Here is a 19,318-nt window from a genome sequence, read left to right as displayed (position 1 = left end):
CGTCAGCTCCAATCCATGATGACCTTGCCGCACTCACCCGAGGCGGCGGTCGTGAAGGCGTCCTCCCACCGCTCCGCGGGGAAGCGGTGGGTGATGACGGACGAGATGGCCGCCCGCAGGGTCGGGGAGGTCGAGAGCATCGCGCTCATCGTGTACCAGGTGTCGTACATCTCCCGGCCGTAGATCCCCTTGATGGTGATCATGTGGGTGATCACCTTGCCCCAGTCGACGGGGTAGGGGTCCTTGGGCAGCCCGAGCATGGCGATGCGGCCGCCGTGGTTGAGGTGGTCGAGCATGTCGGACACGGCCGGGGGAGCGCCGGACACCTCGAGGCCGACGTCGAAGCCCTCCTTCATCCCGAGCTCGCGCATCGCGGCGCCGAGGTCGGATCGGGTCGCGTTGACGAGCAGGTCGGCGCCGGCCCCCTTCGCCAGCTCCAGGCGGGTGTCGGACAGGTCGGTGACCGCGATGTACCGGGCGCCGACGTGCCGGGCGATCGCCGTCGCCATGACGCCGATGGGGCCGGCGCCGGTGATGACGACGTCCTCGCCGACGAGAGGGAAGGACAGGGCCGTGTGGACGGCGTTGCCCAGCGGGTCGAAGACGGCGCCGAGGTCCGGGTCGATGTCGTCGGGGTGGACCCAGGCGTTGCCCGACGGGATGACGACGTGGTCGGCGAAGGCGCCGTCCCGGTTGACCCCGATGCCGATCGTGTTGATGCACAGGTGCCTGCGCCCCGCGCGGCAGTTGCGGCAGGTGCCGCAGACGAGGTGCCCCTCGCCCGAGACGCGGTCACCGAGCCGCACGTCGACCACGCCGTCGCCGACCTCGTCGACCTCGCCGTAGAACTCGTGGCCGATGACCTGCGGCGTGCGCGGCACGGCGCCGGCCGCCCAGTCGTCCCAGCCGTGGAGGTGCAGGTCGGTGCCGCACAGACCGGCGCGCAGGACGCGGATGCGCACCTCACCGGGACCGGCGTGGGGCTCGGGGACGTCGATGAGCTCGAGTCCGGGGCCGGGGCGGGGCTTGACGAGGGCGCGCATGGGTCTCCTGTGGGGTGGTCGGCGGGGGTGACCGCGCTCACAACCTAGCGACCTCCCGGACGAAGGGGAGTCCTCCCCGTGTGCTGGCGCGTCGCCCGGTCCTACGCTGGCCGCACCATGACCGATCCGAGCCCGTACCCGCCGCCGCTGCCCCCGCCACCGCCGTGGGCGGCGACGCGCACGCACGGGGGCGCCACCGCGGCGCTGGTCCTGGGCATCCTCGGTCTGTCGGTGCTCCCCGGCCTGGGCGTCGTCGCGTGGATCCTGGGCTCGACGGCGCTGCGCGAGATCGACGCGGACCCGCAGGGCGGCTGGAGCAACCGGGACCATGCCCACATCGGCAAGATCCTCGGGATCGTCGGCACGGTGCTGTTCGTCGGGTTGATCCTCCTCCTGCTCTGCTACTTCGGGTTCATCGTCGCGTTGGTCGCCGGCAGCGCAACGGCCTGACCGCCGGGGTCACGTCCGCGTGGCCGGTGGCTAGGCTCGTGGGTGTGCGCACCCTCGTCGTGGTCGTGGTGTCGTGCCTCCTCCTCGTCGGCGTCGCTCTCGCCGTCGGCACAGGGTCGGGGCCGGGCAACCCCGCGTCCTCGACCGTTGGGCTCACGTCGCAGACCCCCGCCCGGCTGGCCGGGGTCGTCGCCCGGGACGTGTACGGAGCCCACGACGCGACGCCTCGCGGCGTCCCCTTCGGCTACTCGTGGCGAGAGGGCGCGGACACCGATCCGGGCACCGCGAGCACCGGGTTCCCGCGACTACCGCGCGCTCAACGTCTGGGGTCAGGTCTTCGCCACCGAGAGCACGACCTCCTATGACGCCCGGCTGGAGGTTCGGGCGCCGAGGGTGTGGTGGTTCACCGGTGGCGCCTGGGTCGAGGCCGGCCTCGTGGCCGACCGGGTGGAGGGGCCTACTACGCGGGCGACTTCCGCTCCGAGCCCGTGGCGGGCACGGCGCGAGCCGACGCCCCTGGCACGTGGTCGATGCCCCTGTCGGGGCTGGACGGGTCGCCTGACGTCCTGCACTTCTGGTGGGAGGGCGACTTCCCGCGGACGCAGATCCCTGAGGGCACGCGGGGGATCCTCGTGCGGCAGGAGATGCGCCTGACCGGTGACACCGCGGGTGCCGGCGTCATCGGCAGCACGGGCGCTGACCTCTTCGCGACACCACGGACGATCGTCGACCCCCGGGGATGGAACCCCGGGATCCCCAACGCCCGTATGAAGTGGGTCACAGCGACGTGGCAGACCTTTTACGCCACGACTCTGGATCTGCCCACGCTGCAAGCGAATCCGCCTCCTCTCGAAGATTCGTGAGGGACCGACCCCGCTCTTGTAGCAGTTGATGTGCTGAGCCACGATTTGCAGCGCCTCGTGCGAGACCTCAACCTTGTGCCCCGTGCGTACCGCTATCACCTCCTCCCTGATCGTGGCGTTCCTCGCCGGTGGCTCTGCCGCCGCGGGCGCCTCCACCCCGTCGATGACCTCCGGGTCGTCGACGACGACCACCGCCCAGCTCGTCGCCAGCGACGCCTACGGCCGGCACGACGCCATCCCCCGTGGTGTCCCTTACGGCTACTCGTGGCGGACCGCCTCCGACGCGAAGGCCTCCGTCGCCAGCACCTCGTTCCGCAACTACAAGGCCATCAACGTGTGGGGCCAGGTCTTCGCGACGAGCCGCACGACGAACTACAGCGCGCGCCTCGTGGCGCGCAACCCGCGTGTCTACTTCTTCGACGGGAAGAAGTGGACGCGTGCCAAGGCGACGGCCTCGCGGATGGAGGGCGCCTACTACACCGGCGACTTCCAGTCCGGTGCCACGACGGGCACTGCCCGCAAGGACCGGACCGCCACCTACTCGATGCCCCTGTCCGGGCTGAGGGGCAAGGCCGACGCCCTGCACTTCTGGTGGTCGGGCATGTACCCGCGCGTCCCGATCCCGGCCGGGACGAAGGGGATCCTCGTGCGGCAGGAGATGCGCCTGTCCGGAGGCACGGCGGGCGCCAACGTCATCGGCTCCACGGGCGCCGACCTCTTCGCCACCCCGCGGACGATCGTCCACCCCCAGGGATGGAACCCCGGCATCCCCAACCCGCGCATGAAGCGCGTGACCAGCAGGTGGCAGCCCTTCTACGCCACGACCGTCGACAAGGCGACGCTCTTCAACTACCCGCCGCCCGCCGGCGCCTGAGCAGGACCGCCACCTCGTGGTGCCGGGTCTGCGGGAACATGTCGAACAGGCGTGCCCGCACGACCCGGTACCCGGGGAGGGCTGCGAGGTCGCGGGCCAGGCTCGTGGCATTGCAGCTGGAGTAGATGACGTGCGCGGGTGAGGACACCTCGAGGGCCGCGCACAGAGCGGAGCCGATCCCGCGACGAGGTGGGTTGACGACCACGAGCTCGTGGTCGGGCGCCTCCAGGACCCGCGCGTCGCCGACCTCGAAGCGAGCCTCGACGCCGAGCTCGACGGCCGACCGGCGAGCACTGGCCACCGCGTCGGGAGCGACCTCGACCCCGTCGACACGACGCGTGCGTGCCCCCTGCGTCGTGGCCGCGGTCAGGGCGAACCCGCCGACCCCGCAGTACAGGTCGAGCACGCTCGCCGGGTCGATCTCGGCAATCCACTCACCCACCTGCCGGTAGAGCCCCGCGGCCACCGTGGTGTTGGTCTGGAAGAAGCTGCGTGGTCGCAGGTGGAAGGTGATGTCGTCCAGGCGCATCGGGAGCGTCTCGGCCGGGGTCAGGAGGATCTCCTCCTCGCCCTCGAGCACCGCCTTGTGCTCCGGCTGGAGGTTGACGGACACGACCCGCAGGCCGGGGACCGCGGCCCGCAGGTCGTCGAGGCCGCCGGTGATCCGGGGTAGCTGGCCGGGCGAGCGCAGGACGAACCGCAGCATGAGCTCACCGTCGGGGCTCGAGGTGACGATGAGGTGCTTCAGCTCGCCGGAGCGTGCCCGCACGTCGTAGGGCACCAGGCCCAGCGCTGCCACGGCGCCGACGAGCGGGGGCAGGGCGGCGGCCAGGACCGGTTCGTACAGGCCGCAGTCCCGCAGGTCCACGCCCCGCATCGCGGCGTCGAGGATGCCGAAGGTCGGCTCCCCCTTCGTCCCACCGACAACCAGCTTGGCCTTGTTGCGGAAGCCGGACTCGGGACCGACGAAGGGGGAGTCCCACACCTCGGCCGGGACGGACGTCGACAGCAGCCGGCGGACCTCCACGTCCAGATCGGCGACCTGCTGCCCGTAGGGCACCCCCATGAGGGTGCACGAGCGGCACTCACCAGCGTCGAAGTGGGAGCACTGCACCGCGTCAGGTTACGTCCCCGCCCACGACGCCACGCGGGCGGCTGGGATGCTGACACCGTGACTGCCGACCTCGCCATCCGTCCGGCGACCGACGACGACTGGTCGTCGATCTACCCCTTCTGGTCCCGGATCGTGGCGCAGGGGCACTCGTACACCTACCCGACCGGGCTCGACGAGGACGAGGCCAGGCCGTGGTGGATGGAGGAGGCGCCGGGCCGCACGGTCGTCGCGGTCGACGGGCCGAGCGTCCTCGGCTCGGCGAAGATGGGCCCCAACAAGCCGGGACGGGGCGCGCACATCGCGACGGCCAGCTTCATGGTCGACCCCGATTGCCGGGTGAGGGGCGTCGGTCGCGCGCTCGGCGAGGACATGATCGCGTGGGCACGCACCGAGGGGTACGACGGCATCCAGTTCAACGCCGTCGTCGAGACCAACGAGCGCGCCGTCGGGCTGTGGCGCTCGCTCGGCTTCGACGTCGTCGGGACCGTCCCGGGCGCCTTCATGCACCCCGAGCACGGCCCGGTGGGGCTGCACGTGATGTTCCTCGACCTGCGGGTCGGGACGTCGCGCCCTTCGTGACCGCGACGAAGGGGGAGGAGCGTCGCCTCAGCGGGCGGGACGGATGGTGCCCGAGACCTCCCCGAGGCCGATCCGGGCGCCCCGCGGGCCCGGCGCCCAGCCGGTCATCGTCACGGTGTCGCCGTCCTCGAGGAAGGTGCGCGTGCTGCCGTCCGGGAGCGTGATCGGCTCGGTGCCGCCCCAGGCGAGCTCGAGGAGGGAGCCGCGCTCTCCCTTCGTCGGGCCGCTGATCGTGCCGGACCCGAAGAGGTCGCCGTCGCGCAGGCTCGCGCCGTTGACGGTGAGGTGCGCGAGCATCTGCGCGGGCGACCAGTACATGTCGCTGTTGTGCGGGGTGGCGACGACGTGGCCGTTGAGCCGCACCTCGAGGTGGACGTCGAGGCCCCACGCGTCGCCGCGCAGGTACGGCAGGACCGGTACCGCGTCCTGCCCCGGCAGCCGGGTGCGGGCGAGGTCGAAGGCCTCCAGCGGGGTCACCCAGGCCGAGATCGACGTGGCGAAGGACTTGCCGAGGAAGGGCCCGAGCGGCACGTACTCCCACGCCTGGATGTCGCGGGCGCTCCAGTCGTTGAGGATGACGACGCCGAAGAGGTGGTCGGGCGCCTCGTCGACGGACACGCGCGAGCCGAGCTGCGTGGCACCGCCGACGACATAGCCCAGCTCGGCCTCGATGTCGAGGCGCACGCTCGGGCCGAAGACGGGCGTCGGGTCCTGGGGGCCCTTGCGCTGGCCGGTCGGTCGCACGACGTCGGTGCCGTCGACCACGACCGTGCCCGCCCGGCCGTGGTAGCCGATGGGCAGGTGCTTCCAGCTCGGCGGGAGCGCGGCGTTGTCGGGGCGGAAGATCTGACCGACATTGCTCGCGTGGTGCTCGCTCGCGTAGAAGTCGACGTAGTCGGCGACCTCGACGGGCAGGTGCATGGTCACCTGGGCGAGCGGGACGAGGTGCGGGGTGACCACCTCGCGGTGCGCCTCGTCGGTGAGCAGCTCGACGACGCGGGCACGCGCAGCCGTCCACGCCGGGCGGCCGAGGGTGAGCAGGGGGTTGAGCGATGCTGCGGCCCAGACCCCCTCGTGCTCGGGGTCGACCGCCGCGAGGTCGAGGACGAGGTCGCCGACCCGCACCCCGACGCGCGGGTTCGAGCCGGTGGAGAAGACGCCGTAGGGGAGCGTGTCGATGCCGAAGGGGTGATCGGCCGGGATGTCGAGCCACGTGGTCATGGCGCCACCCTAGGGCGGGGTGACATGCTGCCGGTACACCGACGTCCGATAATCGTACGCAAGGGGTACATGGCACATGAGGCACCACGTGGCGCCGGAGCACGCACCGTGAGCACGGACGGCTCGCAGACCCTCGACCGGGGCCTGCGCATCCTCGAGCTGCTCGCCCGGGACGAGCGCAGCGACGGCGCGACGATGAGCGGCCTCGCCGACGCGTTGGGCGTCGGCCGGCCCGTCGTCTACCGCCTCGTCGCGACCCTCGAGGAGCACCGCCTCGTCACCCGCGACGAGGGACGGGTGCGGCTCGGCCTCGGGGTCCAGCGGCTCGCGGGCGCCGTCGTGCCCGCGCTGCGTGAGCGGGCCCGCCCCGTGCTCGCGGCGCTCGCCGACGTCGCCCGGGCCACGGCGCACCTCACGGTGGCCGAGGGCGACGACGCGGTGGCGCTCGTCGTCGTGGAGCCGACCGCCACCGATTTCCACATGGCCTACCGCACCGGTGCCCGGCACGCGTTGACGAAGGGGGCCGCCGGGCGGGCCATCATCGTCGCCCGCGAGCACGGGCCGCGCGCCGTCTCCTCGATCAGCGAGCTGCAGTCGGGCGCGCACGGCCTGGCGCTCGCGCTGGAGCGCTCGCCGGGGGACGTCTTCGAGGCGTCCGTGGGCGTGGTCTCCTTCCGCGCACTCGACGAGCGCGTCCTGGGGCCGCACCTCAGGGCCGCCGCGCGCCTGCTCGCCGCCGGCTGATCCTCCGCATGGACCGGTATCTGCTTGGATCGACGGGTCCCTCCCGACCACCCACTGGAGAGCCGATGCCGCACGATGCCGACAGCCACGACCTCATCCGCGTGCAGGGGGCGAGGGAGAACAACCTCAAGGACATCAGCGTCGACCTGCCCAAGCGGCGTCTGACCGTCTTCACCGGCGTCTCCGGGTCGGGCAAGAGCTCGCTCGTCTTCGGCACGATCGCCGCGGAGTCGCGACGGCTCATCGACGAGACGTACAGCGCCTTCCTGCAGGGCTTCATGCCGTCCCTCGCGAGGCCCGACGTCGACCACCTCGAGGGCCTGACGACGGCGATCATCGTCGACCAGGAGCGCATGGGTGCCAACCCGCGCTCCACCGTGGGCACGGCGACGGACGCCAACGCGATGCTGCGCATCCTCTTCTCCCGCCTCGGCGACCCGCACGTCGGACCGCCGACGGCCTTCTCCTTCAACGTCCCCACCCGCCGGGCGAGCGGCTCGATGACGACGGAGAAGTCCGGCCACACCGAGCGCAAGACGGTCAAGCAGGCCGTCTACCTCGGCGGCATGTGCCCGCGCTGCGAGGGCATGGGGCAGGTCAGTGACATCGACCGCACTGCCCTCTACGACGAGAGCAAGACCCTGCGCGAGGGGGCGCTCACCGTCCCCGGGTACTCGATGGACGGCTGGTACGGGCGCCTCTTCGAGGGCATGGGGCTGCCGATGGACACGCCGATCGCGAGGTTCACCCCGAAGCAGCTCGAGACGATGCTCTACAGCGAGCCGACGAAGATCAAGGTCGAAGGGGTCAACCTCACCTTCGAGGGGATGATCCCGAGGATCCAGAAGTCGATGCTGTCCAAGGACCCGGAGGCCATGCAGCCGCACGTGCGGCGCTTCGTCGAGCGGGCGGTGACCTTCCAGACCTGCCCGGAGTGCGAGGGCACGCGCCTGACGGCCGAGGCGCGCTCGTCGAGGATCAGGGGCAAGAGCATCGCGGACCTGTGCGCGATGCAGATCGACGACCTGGCGGCGTGGGTGCGCGAGCTCGACGAGCCCGGCTTCGGGCCGTTGCTCGACGGCCTGCAGCACCTGCTGGACTCCTTCACCGAGATCGGCCTCGGGTACCTCTCCCTCGACCGACCGGCCGGCACCCTGTCCGGCGGCGAGGCGCAGCGGGCCAAGATGATCCGCCACCTCGGTTCCTCGCTCACGGACGTCACCTACGTCTTCGACGAGCCGACGATCGGGCTGCACCCGCACGACATCGACCGGATGAACGACCTGCTCCTGCGTCTGCGCGACAAGGGCAACACCGTCCTGGTCGTCGAGCACAAGCCGGAGACCATCGCCATCGCCGACCACGCGGTCGACCTCGGACCCTTGGCGGGGACGCACGGCGGCGAGATCGTCTTCGAGGGGACCGTCGAGGAGCTGCGGGCCAGCGACACCCTGACCGGGCGGCACCTGGACCACCGGGTAGCGCTCAAGGAGCACGTCCGTCCGGCCACGGGGACCCTGGAGATCCGCGGTGCGGACACCCACAACCTCAAGGACGTCGACGTCGACATCCCCCTCGGCGGGCTCGTCGTGGTGACCGGTGTGGCCGGCTCGGGCAAGAGCTCGCTCGTCCACGGTGCCCTCGACCACCGGGACGACGTCGTCATCGTCGACCAGGCCGCGATCAAGGGCTCACGTCGCAGCAACCCCGCGACGTACACGGGCCTGCTCGAGCCCGTCCGCAAGGCCTTCGCGAAGGCGAACGGCGTCAAGCCCGCCCTCTTCAGCTCCAACTCCGAGGGCGCCTGCCCGACGTGCAATGGCGCTGGCGTCATCTTCACCGAGCTCGGCGTCATGGCGACCGTCGAGTCGCCCTGCGAGGACTGCGAGGGGCGACGCTTCCAGGACGCGGTCCTCGAGTACGAGCTCGCAGGCAAGAACATCGCGGACGTCCTCGAGATGTCGATGAGCGAGGCCCAGACCTTCTTCGCCAAGGAGGGCCCGGCGAGCCTGCCGGCCGCGCACAAGGTCCTCACGCGCCTCGTCGACGTGGGTCTGGGCTACCTCACCCTCGGTCAGCCGCTCACGGCGCTGTCGGGCGGCGAGCGCCAGCGGCTCAAGCTCGCCGTCCACATGGGGGAGCAGGGCGACGTGTATGTCCTGGACGAGCCGACCACCGGCCTGCACCTGGCCGACGTCGACAACCTCCTCGCCCTGCTGGACCGCCTCGTCGAGCAGGGCAGGTCGGTCATCGTCATCGAGCACCACCAGGCCGTCATGGCCCACGCCGACTGGATCATCGACCTCGGTCCCGGCGCCGGCCACGAGGGGGGCGAGGTGGTCTTCGAGGGCACCCCAGCCGACCTCGTGGCGAAGGGGGAGACCCTCACCGCCAAGCACCTGCGGGCCTACGTCGAGGGCGTCAGCGCCGCTTCCTGAGCAGCTTCCGCTGCACCCTGCGGCCCCGGGCGGTCATGACCGGCAGGCCGGCCAGGCCCAACGCCGGGAAGACGTCCCCCACGCGGCACACCGTGCCGCGCCAGCCGGGGACGGCGGTGACGAGCCTCGGCTTGTCGAGGAGCTCGTCGACCGCCTCGACGACCTCCTCCGGCTGCAGGAGCCTGCCGGAGAAGGAGAGCGCGGCCCCCGGGTCGTCGAGCCGGTCGTGCAGCATCGGCGTCCAGATGCCGTCCGGGCAGACGCAGGAGATGTGGATGTCCTTGATCTTCGCGGCGCGCAGGTCGGCCACGGCGCTCAGGCTGAAGCCCATGACGGCATGCTTGGAGGCGGCGTAGACCCCTTCGCCCGGGACGGCGCTCAGACCAGCCAACGAGGCGATGTTGATGACGTGGCCACCCCCGGTAGCACGCATGGCCTCGACGGCGGCCAGCGTGCCGTTGATCGTGCCGAGCGCGTTGACCTCGAGCACCCGACGACGCTGCTGCTCGTCGTGCTCCCAGACCGGACCGGTGACGAGGACCCCGGCGTTGTTGACCCAGACGTCCAGGCGCCCGGCCCACTCCACCACCCTGTCTCGGGCGGCAAGGACCGCGGCCTCGTCCCGGACGTCGACGACCATGGCCTCGGCGCGCTCGCCGAGCTCGGCGGCTGCCCCCTTCGCCGCGTCCTCGTCCACATCGGCAACGAGGACCTGGTAGCCGCGCCTCACGAGCAGCGCAGAGATCTGCCGACCCAGGCCGCGACCCGCCCCGGTGACGACGGCGCCCGCGGGCCAGCGGTGCTCGGGCGCGCTCATCGGCCGGCTCGGATCGGCGGGGTGGTGAGGGCAGCGGGGGACTGCGTCACGTCGGGGCTCCTGGGTCAGGTGGGTGACGGTGCACGTCCAGCATGCCCCGGCGAGGCGCTGCGTGACGTGACCCGGCGCGACACGGCGGCTCCGGTGGCTTCAGAGGACGACGCGGTCCGCGTCGCTCACGACCCAGCTGCGGGCCGGGGTGCGGCCCCGGCGCCGAGGATGGTGCTCCGAGACCTCCATGCCGGAGCAGACGCGTCGGGCTCCCGAGAGGTTGGGGTCGACTCTCTGACCCTCCACAGACCCGGGCCTGAGGCGTGGGCCGTCCACAGGGGAAACCACGCCCGCCGGGCTTGCCTCGGACGCGACCACGCTGGGTGCATGGACGAGGTCAACCACGTGGAGTTCACCGGCCGGGTCAGCGGCGAACCGACGGTGCGGGAGATGCCGAGCGGTGACGAGCTGGTCACCCTGCGGGTCGTCGTCGCCAGGGGAGAGGGGCACCCGGTCGACACGATCGACTGCGCCTGCTGGTCGGCGGGCGCGCGACGAGCGGCCCTGCGTCTGGCGGACGGCACTCGCGTACGGGTCGAAGGGAGCCTGCGTCGCCGCTTCTTCCGGACCCCGGGTGGGGCGTCGAGTCGGTACGAGGTCGAGGTCGCTCGGTTGGTGCGCGATCGACGCTGAGTCACCACGAGCCGGCACCGGCCTAGTCTGGCGAGATGATCCTGTCCTCGGTGCGCGACCCGCGCCTGGTCACGATCCGGCGCGGCGGGACGCTCACCGACGCCGACCACCGGCTGCTGGCGCTGTGGGCCGCGGACTGCGCGGAGCACGTCGCGGCCCTCTTCGACTCCGGACGCCCCGACGACCCGCGCCCTCGCGAGGCCATCGCCGCCGCCCGGGCGTGGGCCGCCGGTGAGCTGCGGATGATGGACGCCCGGGCCCTCGGCGGGCACGCCATGGGCGCGGCGCGCGAGCTCGTCGGGGCGCCGCGCTTCGCCGCCTACGCCGCCGGCCAGGCCGCCTGCGTCGGGCACGTGGCCGAGCACGACCTCGGGGCGGCCGCGTACGCGATCAAGGCCGCCGTGGCCTCTGCCCCCCGCGGCATGGGGGAGTCCGCTCGCCGGGTCGAGTCTGCCTGGCAGCGGGACCGGCTCCCGGAGCAGGTGCGCGAGCTGGTGCTCGAGGACCAGGCCCGCCGCAACGACATCTGCTGGTCGGTCTTCGACGTCCCCTGAGCTGGTTGCGACCCGCTGCGGAAGGGGACGACAGGGGCACCGTCACGGAGTAGTTTGTTCGACGAAGGGATGTGATCCAGATGGCATTCGAGATCCGCGACCTCGACTCCCGCGTCGAGTCCAGGCTGACCGAGCTGGCGCAGCGCCACGGACGCACGATGGAGGCCGAGGCGGCAGCCATCCTCACCGCCGTCACACAGGGCCAGGCCCAGGACTCCGGCGCCGTGATGGACCTGTACACGGCCGCGCGACGGGTCGTCTCCAAGGAGGCGCTGGCGCCACCGACACAGGTCGACTTCTGCCCCGACGGGTACTGACGGACGTCCGGGACAGCCAGGCCTTGTGCCCGCGCCGGCACGGGAGAATGCTTGACCCCAGCCAGTCGTCGCCGGCGTCCGCCTGCCCGACCCCTCGCAGCACGGACCCGACCTGGTGCTCTCGGAGGTCCCGCCATGCCCTTCCCCGCCCTGACCCACGTCGCGATCACCGTGACCGACCTGGACGCCAGCACGCGCTGGTACACGCAGCTCTTCGGCGCCGACCCCGTCCTCGACGAGGACGAGGAGTCCGGTGCCTTCCACCACGCCGTCTTCGCCCTCGGTGGCGGGACGCTCTTCGGCGTCCACACCCACACGGGTTCGTCCGCGGCGGGCGCTTTCGACGAGAGGCAGACGGGGCTGGACCACATCGCCTTCGCGATCGAGCGCAGCGAGCTCGAGCCGTGGGTGAAGAGGCTCGACGAGCTCGGCATCGCCCACGGTGGCATCCGGGACGCGTCCTACGGGTCCGGCATCTCCTTCCGCGATCCCGACAACATCGCGCTGGAGCTCTTCGCCCCGCCGGCCTGAGCTCGTGGCGGGGGAGGAGATGACGATGCCACCCCAGGTGGTCGTCTCTCCACCGCCGACACCACCCCTTGTGCTGTCGCCCACCCGTCCTTACCCTTGCGTAAGGAGGTACGGATGTCGACAGGAACCATGACGAGCAAGGGTCAGATCACCATCCCCAAGGACGTGAGGGAGCAGCTGGGCCTCACGCCCGGCACCAAGGTCACGTTCACCCGCAATGCCGATGGCGACTTCGTGCTCAGCACGACCCAGCCGTCCCTCAAGGGCCTGAGGGGTCGCCTGCGGCACGTCGGGCCCGCGGTGTCGCTCGAGACGATGGACGACGCGATCGCGGCCGGCGCCACGGAGGACTCGTGATCGGGCTCGACACCAACGTGCTCGTCAGGTTCCTCGTCCAGGACGAACCCCGCCAGGCCGCCAGGGCCGACTCGCTCATGGCGCAGCTGTCGCCGACGAGCCCCGGCTACCTGTCGACGGTCGTGCTCGTGGAGACGTACTGGGTCCTGCGGAGCGCCTACAGGCAGAAGCCTGAGGCCGTCGTCGACGTCCTCAGGGAGCTCGTGGGCAACGCGTGCATCGTCACACAGGACCGCGCCATCGTCCTTCGCGCACTGACGCTGGCAGCCGACGGCGCCGACCTGCCGGACGCGATCCTCGCGGAGGCCGGCCGCGCCGCAGGCTGCGCGTCGGTGGCCAGCTTCGACAAGGGTGCACAGCGGTCCCTGGGATTCACCAGCCCCTGACTGCACCGCAGCCCACAACGCCGATAATCCACATTATGTCATCTTGGTGCGACCGCACCACCGCCATGGCCCCCCGATCGGCCCCTCAGGCAGTCGCCGAGGTGTCAGCACAGACGACCCCGCGGTTGCCGTCCTGGTCGGCGATGACGACGAGCCCGGGCGCACTGCTGTCGTCGACGAGCGTCCCGCCCGCGGCCAGTGCCGCGGCGACCCGCTGCTCGACGACCTCGGGCGCGACGTACACCTCGACGTGGAAACGCTGGCGAGGCGGCGCATCCTCGTCGAGGTCGTCGAACCAGAGGTTGGGCACCCGTCCCGTGAGGTCCCGGATCTCGTCGCCGGGTGTCCCCCCAGCCCTGGGCGCCGGCGTCGCCGGTCAGCAGGGCCGCCCACACGGGCGCGACCTTCCCGGACGCCGTGGTGTCCAGGCCGAGCTCGACCTCGCTGACCGACGCTGGGTCGGGCACCGCTCCCTGCTCGGCAGCGATCTCGCTGACCCGACGGGCGAGGTCGACGTCCAGCCGGGTGACCCACTCGACGACGTGCTCGATGCCGTGGCGTGCAACCCCTGCGCCAGCTTGCGCCAGTCGCCGAGACCGGCCGCGGCGATCTGCTCCCCCGTCATCATGTCCATGCCCAGCGAGGCTAGTCCTGCCCACTAGCCTGTAGGCGATGGACGTGCGACTGCTCTACTTCGACGACTGCCCCAGCTGGCGACTGGTGGACGAGCGCCTGCGGCTCATCGCCACCGAGCGGCCCGACGTCACGCTGTCGTACGCCCGGGTCGAGACCCAGGAGGAGGCGGAACGCCTCGGCTTCCACGGGTCCCCCAGCATCCTCATCGACGGTCAGGACCCCTTCGCCGGCGCGGAAGATCCCGTCGGGCTCACCTGCCGACTCTTCGCCACGCCGGACGGTCTCGCCGGTGCGCCGACGCTCGAGCAGCTGCGCCGCGCGGTAGACGACGCCTGACCCGCCCTCAGGACGCCTGGGCCCCGAGCTCGTGGCGGATGCGGCGCAGGTCCTCCATGAGCGAGCCGATGAGGATCCACCTCATCCCGTGGGGCGCGCTGACGTCGAGCGGCTCCGTGAGCGCCGGGGCCGTGTCCTCGAGGTGCTCGGCGCCCGGCACGGGCAGTGCCAGGCGCAGCCGCAGGCGGGTGTCATGAGCGGCACGGAGCAGCTCCTCGGCGATGCCCGCGACGATCGGTTCCTCCCGCACCTCGTCGTCGTAGTGGTCGATGAAGGCCCGGGTCATCCCCCGGACCTGGGTCCCGACCCTCGTCAGGAGCACCAGGCTCTCGCGCATCGCCGCCAGCTCGTCCTCGTACCGGCTCGCACGAGGGTTGAGACGCAAGGAGTCCTCGGCGTCGTCCAGGGCCGTCAGGGCGCCGTCGCGAAGGGGGTGGAGCCGCCGGGCGTCCGCGAGCAGGAGCAGCCGGCCGGGCCGGGTCTTGCGCGAGACCAGCGCGTCCGCCAGTCGTTCGATGGCCTGGGCGGTCTCCTCCCCCAGCTCCTCGAGGGCCGTCCGGGCGGGCGCGAGCGTGACCGGCGGGACGAGGAGGAGGTGGACGACGATGCCGACGACCGCGCCGATGCCCGTCTCGACCACCCGGATCAGGGCGTAGTCGGGCGTGGACGAGCCCAGCGCGAGGACGAGCAGGGCGCTGATGGCGATCTGGTTGGCCGACCCCGTCGTGAGGCGCAGCGCCCAGGACATCACCAGCGCGGCCGTCACGGCGACCAGGACCACCCACGATGCGTCGCCGAAGGCGATGCCGAGGCCGGTGGCGAGCAGGACCCCGGCCAGCACGCCGAGGCTGCGCTCGACCCCCTTGGCCAGGGACTGGTTGAGGCTCGGCTGCACCACGAGCATCGCGGCGATCGCGGCGAAGACCGGCGGCGGCCCGTCCGGGATCAGCAGGGCCGACACGACCCACGCGAGGATCGTGGCGAGCGCGGTCTTGACCATCTGCAGCAGGGGGTCGCGCTTCGGGGCGCGGACGGCGGTCAGACGCATGGGGACACCGTAGGACGCGCGGTCCTCACTCCGGACGCTGCGTCAGGCGCCGGTGAGTCCACCCGGCTCGACGGCGAGGTCGTGCAGCACCAGCCGCGAGCGGATCGCCACGACCCCGTGCTCCTGGCGCAACCGGTCGACGATCTCCTCGAGCTCCGCCGCGTCGCAGCAGGCGACCCGCACCTCGTCGTCGACTCCCGTCGGACCGCCGAGTCCGCCAGGCGCATCTCGCTGACCATCGTCAGGGGCCGCCCGAGTGCCCTCGCCTCGATCTCGGCGCGACACCCACGGTGGATCCTCGTGAAGTGTCGAGGTCGTGGAAACCCTCGCCCTTCGCCTGCTCCTGCCGCCCCTGGTCATCACCCTCGCGAGCCTCGCCTGGAGCCGCGTGGGCGACCGCCGGGGCGGGGTGCTCGTCGGCCTGCCCCTGCGGAGCCCATGGGTGGCGCGGTCTTCGCGCCGGCGACCCTCGCCGCGCTGGCCCCGGCGGTCCTCGCCGGGCGGACGGGGCCTACCGTGGCCGCGTGACCACCCACCAGATCGAGTCCGTGGCCGTCGTCGGAGCCGGTGCCCTCGGGGGCATGTACGCGGCGCACTTCGTCGAAGGGGGCCTGCGCACCTCGCTCGTCGCGTCCGGTGAGCGCGCAGCGCGTCTGCGCGACCAGGGCGTCCGGGTCAACGGTCGGCCGCTGACCGCGGCGGTCGTCACCCCGCTCGACGACGACCCGCACGCGGTGGACCTCGTCCTCGTCGCCGTCAAGCACCACCAGCTGCGGGACGCGCTCGAGGACGTCGCTCCCTTCGTCGGCCCGCGCACGACCCTCGTCTCCGTCCTCAACGGGCTGGAGAGCGAGCACGCGCTCGCCGAGCGATTCGCTCCCGAGCAGGTCCTCGCATGCATCGCGCTCGGCATGGCCGCTGGTCGTGAGGGCGCCGAGATCACCTACCTCTCCCCCGGTCGTCTCTCCCTCGGCACCACCGACGAGCTCGGGACCGCGGACCGGCTCGAGGCCGTCCAGGGCGCCCTGACCACCGCGGGCCTGGCGTGGGAGGCTCCGGCGGACATGGCCCACGAGATGTGGTGGAAGTTCATGGTCAACACGGCGATCAACCAGTCGTCCGCGGTGCTGCGGGCGCCCTACGCCGACTTCACGCACGACGGGCCCGCGCGCTCGCTCATGCTCGCCCTCGTGGACGAGGTCGTCGCCGTCGCCGCCGCCGAGGGGATCACCCTCGACGAGCACGACCGCGAGCGCTGGGACGAGGTGCTCGCGAGCCTGCCGGGCGAGGGCCACACCTCGATGCTCCAGGACGTGCTCGCCGGGCGACCGACCGAGGTCGCCCTGTTCGCCGACCACGTCCTCGCCCTCGGGGCGCGGCACGGCGTCGAGACCCCCTACAACCAGTCCATGTCGTGGATCCTCACCGGCGGCCGCTCGCCTCGGCCCTGACATCCTGAGGTGGTGAGCGAGCTGCGCGTCCCGCCCGGCCCGGGCCTCCCCGGGGGCCTCGTCGTGGCCGCATCCGAGCTCACGGAGCAGTTCAGCCGCGCGAGCGGACCCGGCGGCCAGGGCGTCAACACCACGGACTCGCGCGTGCAGCTCTCGCTCGACCTCGCGACGACGACCGCCCTCACCGAGCACCAACGGCAGCGGGCCCTCGACCGGCTCGCCCCACGGCTCGTCGGGACCGTCCTCACCGTCGACGCCACGGAGCACCGGTCGCAGCACCGCAACCGGGCGGCCGCACGGGAGCGGGTCGCCGCGCTCCTGCGCCAGGCACTGGCGCCCCCTCCCCCTTCGCGCCGCGCCACGAAGCGCACCCGGGGCGCCCAGCGTCGTCGGCTCGACGCCAAGACCCGGCGCAGCGAGATCAAGCGGCGGCGCTCACGCCCGGACCGGGACGACTGAGCGGCGAAGGGCGGTCCCGGCACCTGTTCGCGCCTGCGGTTGAGCCCGGTCGGGATCCGTGGTGGCCGCGGCCTCGGCGCCGTGCCCGGTGCTCGTGGTGCGGCCCCTCCCCCGCCAGCGACGACGAGGGAAGGGCTGACCCGCTACTCGCCGAAGGAGACGAGGAGCACCGAGGAGTTCACCGGCTTCTTCCCGCCGAGCAGGCCCGTCGTCCGGCCCGCGTTGTTGCGCACGGTCATGTCGTACCCGAAGGAGTGCTCACCGCTCGGGTTCTGCTGGTAGAAGCGCAGCGTGGACTCGATCTTGCGGTACTTGCCCGAGCGGGAGGTGAGGTTGCCGGTCATCGTGGCCGAGCGCCCCGTGGACGAGACGTAGGCACCCGAGCCGGTGTTGCGCATGGACGTCTTCGTGGCCAGCGGGCAGTCCGCGCCGGCGGCCCCGGCGAGCGGGACGGTCGCGCCGGGAGCGCAGCGGTAGGACTCGACGAGGACGTAGTTCTGCTGGTTCTTGCCGAAGGTCGAGGTGTTCCCACGCTTCATGAGCATGGAGACCCGGTGGGTGTTGCCCGGGAAGCCGGTGAAGGCGCCCTCGTAGATGCCGACGTGGGTGACGGTGGCCAGCTGGGGCGGGGTGCTGCTCGTGGCGGCGGAGACGGCTCCGGCGGCCCCGACGAGGGCGGCGGTGGAGGCGAGGGCGATGACGGCGGTGCGGCGCGAGATGGGCATGGCTGGATCATGGCGCCAAAAGCGCAGCAGCACCAGTTGTCCATCGGCCATGCTGTGGGTCATGAAGGTCGCTGTTGCCGGCGGGACCGGCGTCGTGGGTCGTGTCGTGAGCGAGGTGGCCGGCCGGCAGGGTCACGAGGTGGTCGTCCTCGCCCGGTCGAAGGGGGTCGACGTCACCTCCGCCGACGGCCTGGCCGAGCACCTGGAGGGCGTCGACGCGGTGATCGACGTGACCTCGATCCAGACGATGTCCGCGCGGGCCTCGCGCGACTTCTTCCGGCGGGTGACCGGCTCCCTGCTCGTCGCGGGTGCCCGAGCCGGGGTCGGCCACCACGTCGCCCTGTCGATCCTGGGCGCGGCCGCGATCGACGCTGGCTACCACGCGGGCAAGGCGCTGCAGGAGGACCTCGTCGCCAAGCAGCCGACGGGGACCTTCGTCCGGGCCGCGCAGTTCCACGACTTCGGCCGGCAGACGCTCGAGCGGACGACGCTCGGCCCGGTGGCCCTCGTCCCCCGGATCCGCTCGCAACCGGTGTCGACCACTGACGTCGCCGAGCTGCTCCTCGAGGTGGCCGCCGGACCGCCGCTGGGGCATGGCCCCTCGATCGCCGGTCCGCAGGAGATCCGGGTGGCCGAGATGGCTCGGCGCTACCTCGAGGTCCGGGGTGAGGGCACGCGGGTCGTGGAGTGGCCCATGCCGGGTGCGCTGGGCCGCGGGATGCGCAGCGAGCTGCTCCTCGCCGAGCGCGACAGCCGCATCGGCGCGCGCACGTACGACGAGTGGCTGGCCACGCCGCGCGTCTGAGCGCAGGTAGGTTGCGGGCATGGACGACGACCACAGCAGCTCTGCCCGCATCGCGGTCCTCATCGACTGCGACAACGTGTCCGCCAAGCACACCGCGGCCGTGCTCGAGGAGCTGGCGAAGTACGGCACCCCGACGATCAAGCGCGCCTACGGCGACTGGACGACCACCCAGCTCGGTGGCTGGAAGTCGGAGCTGCAGCGCAACGCCATCCAGCCGGTGCAGCAGTTCGCGTACACAGTCGGCAAGAACTCCACCGACTCGGCGCTGATCATCGACGCGATGGACCTGCTGTGGCAGGGCAACGTCGAGGCCTTCGCGCTCGTCTCCTCCGACTCCGACTTCACCCGTCTCGCCACCCGCCTGCGCGAGTCCGGCAAGCGCGTGTACGGGCTCGGCGCGCGCAAGACCCCCGAGTCCCTGCGTCGTGCGGTCGACCAGTTCATCTTCCTCGAGCTGCTCCAGGAGCAGTCGCGTGAGGACGAGCCGGACGAAGGGGGTTCCGCCGCGCCTGCCGAGGACGTCGCCGAGCCGACGATCAACCTCCAGTCGGCCCTCACCAGGGCGATCAACGCGACGTCCGGTGACGACGGGTGGAGCGCCCTCGGGCTCGTCGGCCAGCACCTGAGCCGGGCGCACGCCGACTTCGACCCGCGCACCTTCGGCCACCAGAAGCTCTCGAGCCTCGTCGACGAGCAGCCCTATCTCGAGACCCGCGCGGAGGGCTCCCGCCGCCAGGTGCGGCTGCGCACCAAGCAGCGCACCCCCGCTGCCAAGGCGGTGGGGTCGACCACGACGAAGACCGCGACGACGAAGACCGCGGCGAAGAAGGCGAGCGCCAAGAGGTCCTGAGGCGCTCGCCCTTCGCCGGGCGTCGTCCACACGGGC

The 19,318-nt window shown here is 72.0% G+C and carries 25 protein-coding genes; 16 read left to right on the top strand and 9 right to left on the bottom strand.

Going from position 1 to position 19,318, the window contains the following annotated elements:
• Positions 1-2 precede the first annotated feature (2 nt).
• Positions 3-1,043, bottom strand: coding sequence for an L-threonine 3-dehydrogenase (gene tdh / locus JT1_RS05235; RefSeq protein WP_068324270.1), 1,041 nt, complete (start codon positions 1,041-1,043; stop codon positions 3-5).
• Positions 1,044-1,160: 117 nt separating this feature from the next.
• On the opposite strand from tdh, the gene JT1_RS05230 reads away from it, so the two are divergent.
• Both JT1_RS05230 and JT1_RS05215 read left to right on the top strand, forming a co-directional pair.
• On the top strand, positions 1,161-1,493 hold the full coding sequence (locus JT1_RS05230) for a DUF4190 domain-containing protein (RefSeq protein WP_169701863.1): 333 nt from the start codon (positions 1,161-1,163) through the stop codon (positions 1,491-1,493).
• Positions 1,494-2,438: 945 nt separating this feature from the next.
• Positions 2,439-3,230: a hypothetical protein gene (locus tag JT1_RS05215; protein WP_068324256.1), complete on the top strand. Its 792-nt coding sequence runs from the start codon at positions 2,439-2,441 to the stop codon at positions 3,228-3,230.
• On the opposite strand, the gene JT1_RS05210 is transcribed toward JT1_RS05215, so the two are convergent.
• A complete protein-coding gene (locus tag JT1_RS05210) occupies positions 3,202-4,344 on the bottom strand; it encodes a methyltransferase domain-containing protein (protein WP_068324253.1) in 1,143 nt (380 codons plus the stop codon). The two genes, JT1_RS05215 and JT1_RS05210, sit on opposite strands and share 29 nt — an antisense overlap.
• 57 nt (positions 4,345-4,401) lie before the next feature.
• Here JT1_RS05210 and JT1_RS05205 point away from each other — a divergent pair, with 57 nt between their 5' ends.
• Positions 4,402-4,923 (top strand): GNAT family N-acetyltransferase, encoded by a 522-nt coding sequence (locus tag JT1_RS05205; RefSeq protein WP_068324250.1) that lies wholly within the window; start codon positions 4,402-4,404, stop codon positions 4,921-4,923.
• Positions 4,924-4,950: 27 nt separating this feature from the next.
• Here JT1_RS05205 and fahA read toward each other — a convergent pair whose 3' ends face one another.
• On the bottom strand, positions 4,951-6,144 hold the full coding sequence (gene fahA / locus JT1_RS05200) for a fumarylacetoacetase (protein WP_068324246.1): 1,194 nt from the start codon (positions 6,142-6,144) through the stop codon (positions 4,951-4,953).
• Positions 6,145-6,252: 108 nt separating this feature from the next.
• Between fahA and JT1_RS05195 the strand changes: the two genes are divergently transcribed.
• Together JT1_RS05195 and JT1_RS05190 are read left to right on the top strand one after the other, a co-directional pair.
• A complete protein-coding gene (locus tag JT1_RS05195) occupies positions 6,253-6,888 on the top strand; it encodes an IclR family transcriptional regulator (RefSeq protein ID WP_169701862.1) in 636 nt (211 codons plus the stop codon).
• Between the two features lie 65 nt (positions 6,889-6,953).
• Positions 6,954-9,326, top strand: a complete 2,373-nt coding sequence (locus JT1_RS05190; RefSeq protein ID WP_068324240.1) for an ATP-binding cassette domain-containing protein — start codon at positions 6,954-6,956, stop codon at positions 9,324-9,326.
• Here the strand turns inward: JT1_RS05190 and JT1_RS05185 are convergent.
• Positions 9,310-10,143, bottom strand: coding sequence for an SDR family oxidoreductase (locus JT1_RS05185; RefSeq protein ID WP_068324237.1), 834 nt, complete (start codon positions 10,141-10,143; stop codon positions 9,310-9,312). The two genes, JT1_RS05190 and JT1_RS05185, sit on opposite strands and share 17 nt — an antisense overlap.
• 150 nt (positions 10,144-10,293) lie before the next feature.
• A complete protein-coding gene (locus JT1_RS18250; protein ID WP_169701861.1) occupies positions 10,294-10,440 on the bottom strand; it encodes a hypothetical protein in 147 nt (48 codons plus the stop codon).
• Between the two features lie 81 nt (positions 10,441-10,521).
• Between JT1_RS18250 and JT1_RS05180 the strand changes: the two genes are divergently transcribed.
• The 6 genes from JT1_RS05180 to JT1_RS05155 all read left to right on the top strand — a co-directional run bounded on the left by JT1_RS05180 (position 10,522) and on the right by JT1_RS05155 (position 12,972).
• Positions 10,522-10,827 (top strand): single-stranded DNA-binding protein, encoded by a 306-nt coding sequence (locus tag JT1_RS05180; protein ID WP_068324234.1) that lies wholly within the window; start codon positions 10,522-10,524, stop codon positions 10,825-10,827.
• 35 nt (positions 10,828-10,862) lie between these two features.
• A complete protein-coding gene (locus JT1_RS05175) occupies positions 10,863-11,381 on the top strand; it encodes a putative immunity protein (RefSeq protein ID WP_068324231.1) in 519 nt (172 codons plus the stop codon).
• An 80-nt stretch (positions 11,382-11,461) separates the two neighbouring features.
• Positions 11,462-11,698, top strand: a complete 237-nt coding sequence (locus JT1_RS05170) for a FitA-like ribbon-helix-helix domain-containing protein (RefSeq protein ID WP_169701860.1) — start codon at positions 11,462-11,464, stop codon at positions 11,696-11,698.
• 135 nt (positions 11,699-11,833) lie between these two features.
• Positions 11,834-12,229 (top strand): VOC family protein, encoded by a 396-nt coding sequence (locus JT1_RS05165; protein WP_068324224.1) that lies wholly within the window; start codon positions 11,834-11,836, stop codon positions 12,227-12,229.
• Between the two features lie 114 nt (positions 12,230-12,343).
• Positions 12,344-12,586, top strand: a complete 243-nt coding sequence (locus tag JT1_RS05160) for an AbrB/MazE/SpoVT family DNA-binding domain-containing protein (RefSeq protein WP_068324221.1) — start codon at positions 12,344-12,346, stop codon at positions 12,584-12,586.
• On the top strand, positions 12,583-12,972 hold the full coding sequence (locus JT1_RS05155) for a type II toxin-antitoxin system VapC family toxin (protein ID WP_068324218.1): 390 nt from the start codon (positions 12,583-12,585) through the stop codon (positions 12,970-12,972). Before JT1_RS05160 ends, JT1_RS05155 begins: the two co-directional genes overlap by 4 nt.
• A gap of 85 nt (positions 12,973-13,057) precedes the next feature.
• On the opposite strand, the gene JT1_RS19125 is transcribed toward JT1_RS05155, so the two are convergent.
• Positions 13,058-13,282 carry a VOC family protein gene (locus JT1_RS19125; protein ID WP_439645740.1) on the bottom strand — a complete coding sequence of 75 codons (225 nt, stop codon included), beginning with the start codon at positions 13,280-13,282 and terminating at the stop codon, positions 13,058-13,060.
• A 362-nt stretch (positions 13,283-13,644) separates the two neighbouring features.
• Between JT1_RS19125 and JT1_RS05145 the strand changes: the two genes are divergently transcribed.
• Positions 13,645-13,944, top strand: a complete 300-nt coding sequence (locus JT1_RS05145) for a thioredoxin domain-containing protein (protein ID WP_068324215.1) — start codon at positions 13,645-13,647, stop codon at positions 13,942-13,944.
• 7 nt (positions 13,945-13,951) lie between these two features.
• Here JT1_RS05145 and JT1_RS05140 read toward each other — a convergent pair whose 3' ends face one another.
• Together JT1_RS05140 and JT1_RS18245 are read right to left on the bottom strand one after the other, a co-directional pair.
• On the bottom strand, positions 13,952-14,992 hold the full coding sequence (locus tag JT1_RS05140; RefSeq protein ID WP_068324212.1) for an FUSC family protein: 1,041 nt from the start codon (positions 14,990-14,992) through the stop codon (positions 13,952-13,954).
• Positions 14,993-15,034: 42 nt separating this feature from the next.
• Complete coding sequence (locus JT1_RS18245; RefSeq protein WP_169701859.1) at positions 15,035-15,175, bottom strand: hypothetical protein; 141 nt, start codon at positions 15,173-15,175, stop codon at positions 15,035-15,037.
• Between the two features lie 341 nt (positions 15,176-15,516).
• On the opposite strand from JT1_RS18245, the gene JT1_RS05135 reads away from it, so the two are divergent.
• Both JT1_RS05135 and arfB read left to right on the top strand, forming a co-directional pair.
• Positions 15,517-16,443 carry a ketopantoate reductase family protein gene (locus tag JT1_RS05135; protein WP_068324209.1) on the top strand — a complete coding sequence of 309 codons (927 nt, stop codon included), beginning with the start codon at positions 15,517-15,519 and terminating at the stop codon, positions 16,441-16,443.
• 12 nt (positions 16,444-16,455) lie between these two features.
• Positions 16,456-16,902, top strand: coding sequence for an alternative ribosome rescue aminoacyl-tRNA hydrolase ArfB (arfB, locus tag JT1_RS05130; protein WP_068324206.1), 447 nt, complete (start codon positions 16,456-16,458; stop codon positions 16,900-16,902).
• Between the two features lie 143 nt (positions 16,903-17,045).
• Here arfB and JT1_RS05125 read toward each other — a convergent pair whose 3' ends face one another.
• Positions 17,046-17,627, bottom strand: a complete 582-nt coding sequence (locus tag JT1_RS05125) for a hypothetical protein (protein WP_068324203.1) — start codon at positions 17,625-17,627, stop codon at positions 17,046-17,048.
• Positions 17,628-17,688: 61 nt separating this feature from the next.
• Between JT1_RS05125 and JT1_RS05120 the strand changes: the two genes are divergently transcribed.
• Both JT1_RS05120 and JT1_RS05115 read left to right on the top strand, forming a co-directional pair.
• Entirely contained in the window at positions 17,689-18,432 is a 744-nt protein-coding gene (locus JT1_RS05120) for an SDR family oxidoreductase (RefSeq protein WP_082807489.1), read from the top strand.
• A 19-nt stretch (positions 18,433-18,451) separates the two neighbouring features.
• Positions 18,452-19,282: an NYN domain-containing protein gene (locus JT1_RS05115; RefSeq protein WP_068324196.1), complete on the top strand. Its 831-nt coding sequence runs from the start codon at positions 18,452-18,454 to the stop codon at positions 19,280-19,282.
• The last annotated feature ends 36 nt before the right edge of the window (positions 19,283-19,318 follow it).

Source organism: Janibacter terrae NBRC 107853, assembly GCF_001591405.1.
GTDB lineage: Bacteria > Actinomycetota > Actinomycetes > Actinomycetales > Dermatophilaceae > Janibacter > Janibacter terrae.
This window is presented reverse-complemented; position numbering and strand designations above follow the sequence as displayed.

What these genes read in the sequence shown, in the direction of transcription:
- tdh (WP_068324270.1), bottom strand. Translation starts at nt 1,043, where the DNA reads ATGCGCGCCCTCGTCAAGCCCCGCCCCGGCCCCGGACTCGAGCTCATC.
- JT1_RS05230 (WP_169701863.1), top strand. Translation starts at nt 1,161, where the DNA reads ATGACCGATCCGAGCCCGTACCCGCCGCCGCTGCCCCCGCCACCGCCG.
- fahA (WP_068324246.1), bottom strand. Translation starts at nt 6,144, where the DNA reads ATGACCACGTGGCTCGACATCCCGGCCGATCACCCCTTCGGCATCGAC.
- JT1_RS05190 (WP_068324240.1), top strand. Translation starts at nt 6,954, where the DNA reads ATGCCGCACGATGCCGACAGCCACGACCTCATCCGCGTGCAGGGGGCG.
- JT1_RS05185 (WP_068324237.1), bottom strand. Translation starts at nt 10,143, where the DNA reads ATGAGCGCGCCCGAGCACCGCTGGCCCGCGGGCGCCGTCGTCACCGGG.
- JT1_RS05180 (WP_068324234.1), top strand. Translation starts at nt 10,522, where the DNA reads ATGGACGAGGTCAACCACGTGGAGTTCACCGGCCGGGTCAGCGGCGAA.
- JT1_RS05175 (WP_068324231.1), top strand. Translation starts at nt 10,863, where the DNA reads ATGATCCTGTCCTCGGTGCGCGACCCGCGCCTGGTCACGATCCGGCGC.
- JT1_RS05170 (WP_169701860.1), top strand. Translation starts at nt 11,462, where the DNA reads ATGGCATTCGAGATCCGCGACCTCGACTCCCGCGTCGAGTCCAGGCTG.
- JT1_RS05165 (WP_068324224.1), top strand. Translation starts at nt 11,834, where the DNA reads ATGCCCTTCCCCGCCCTGACCCACGTCGCGATCACCGTGACCGACCTG.
- JT1_RS05160 (WP_068324221.1), top strand. Translation starts at nt 12,344, where the DNA reads ATGTCGACAGGAACCATGACGAGCAAGGGTCAGATCACCATCCCCAAG.
- JT1_RS05145 (WP_068324215.1), top strand. Translation starts at nt 13,645, where the DNA reads ATGGACGTGCGACTGCTCTACTTCGACGACTGCCCCAGCTGGCGACTG.
- JT1_RS05140 (WP_068324212.1), bottom strand. Translation starts at nt 14,992, where the DNA reads ATGCGTCTGACCGCCGTCCGCGCCCCGAAGCGCGACCCCCTGCTGCAG.
- JT1_RS05125 (WP_068324203.1), bottom strand. Translation starts at nt 17,627, where the DNA reads ATGCCCATCTCGCGCCGCACCGCCGTCATCGCCCTCGCCTCCACCGCC.
- JT1_RS05120 (WP_082807489.1), top strand. Translation starts at nt 17,689, where the DNA reads ATGAAGGTCGCTGTTGCCGGCGGGACCGGCGTCGTGGGTCGTGTCGTG.
- JT1_RS05115 (WP_068324196.1), top strand. Translation starts at nt 18,452, where the DNA reads ATGGACGACGACCACAGCAGCTCTGCCCGCATCGCGGTCCTCATCGAC.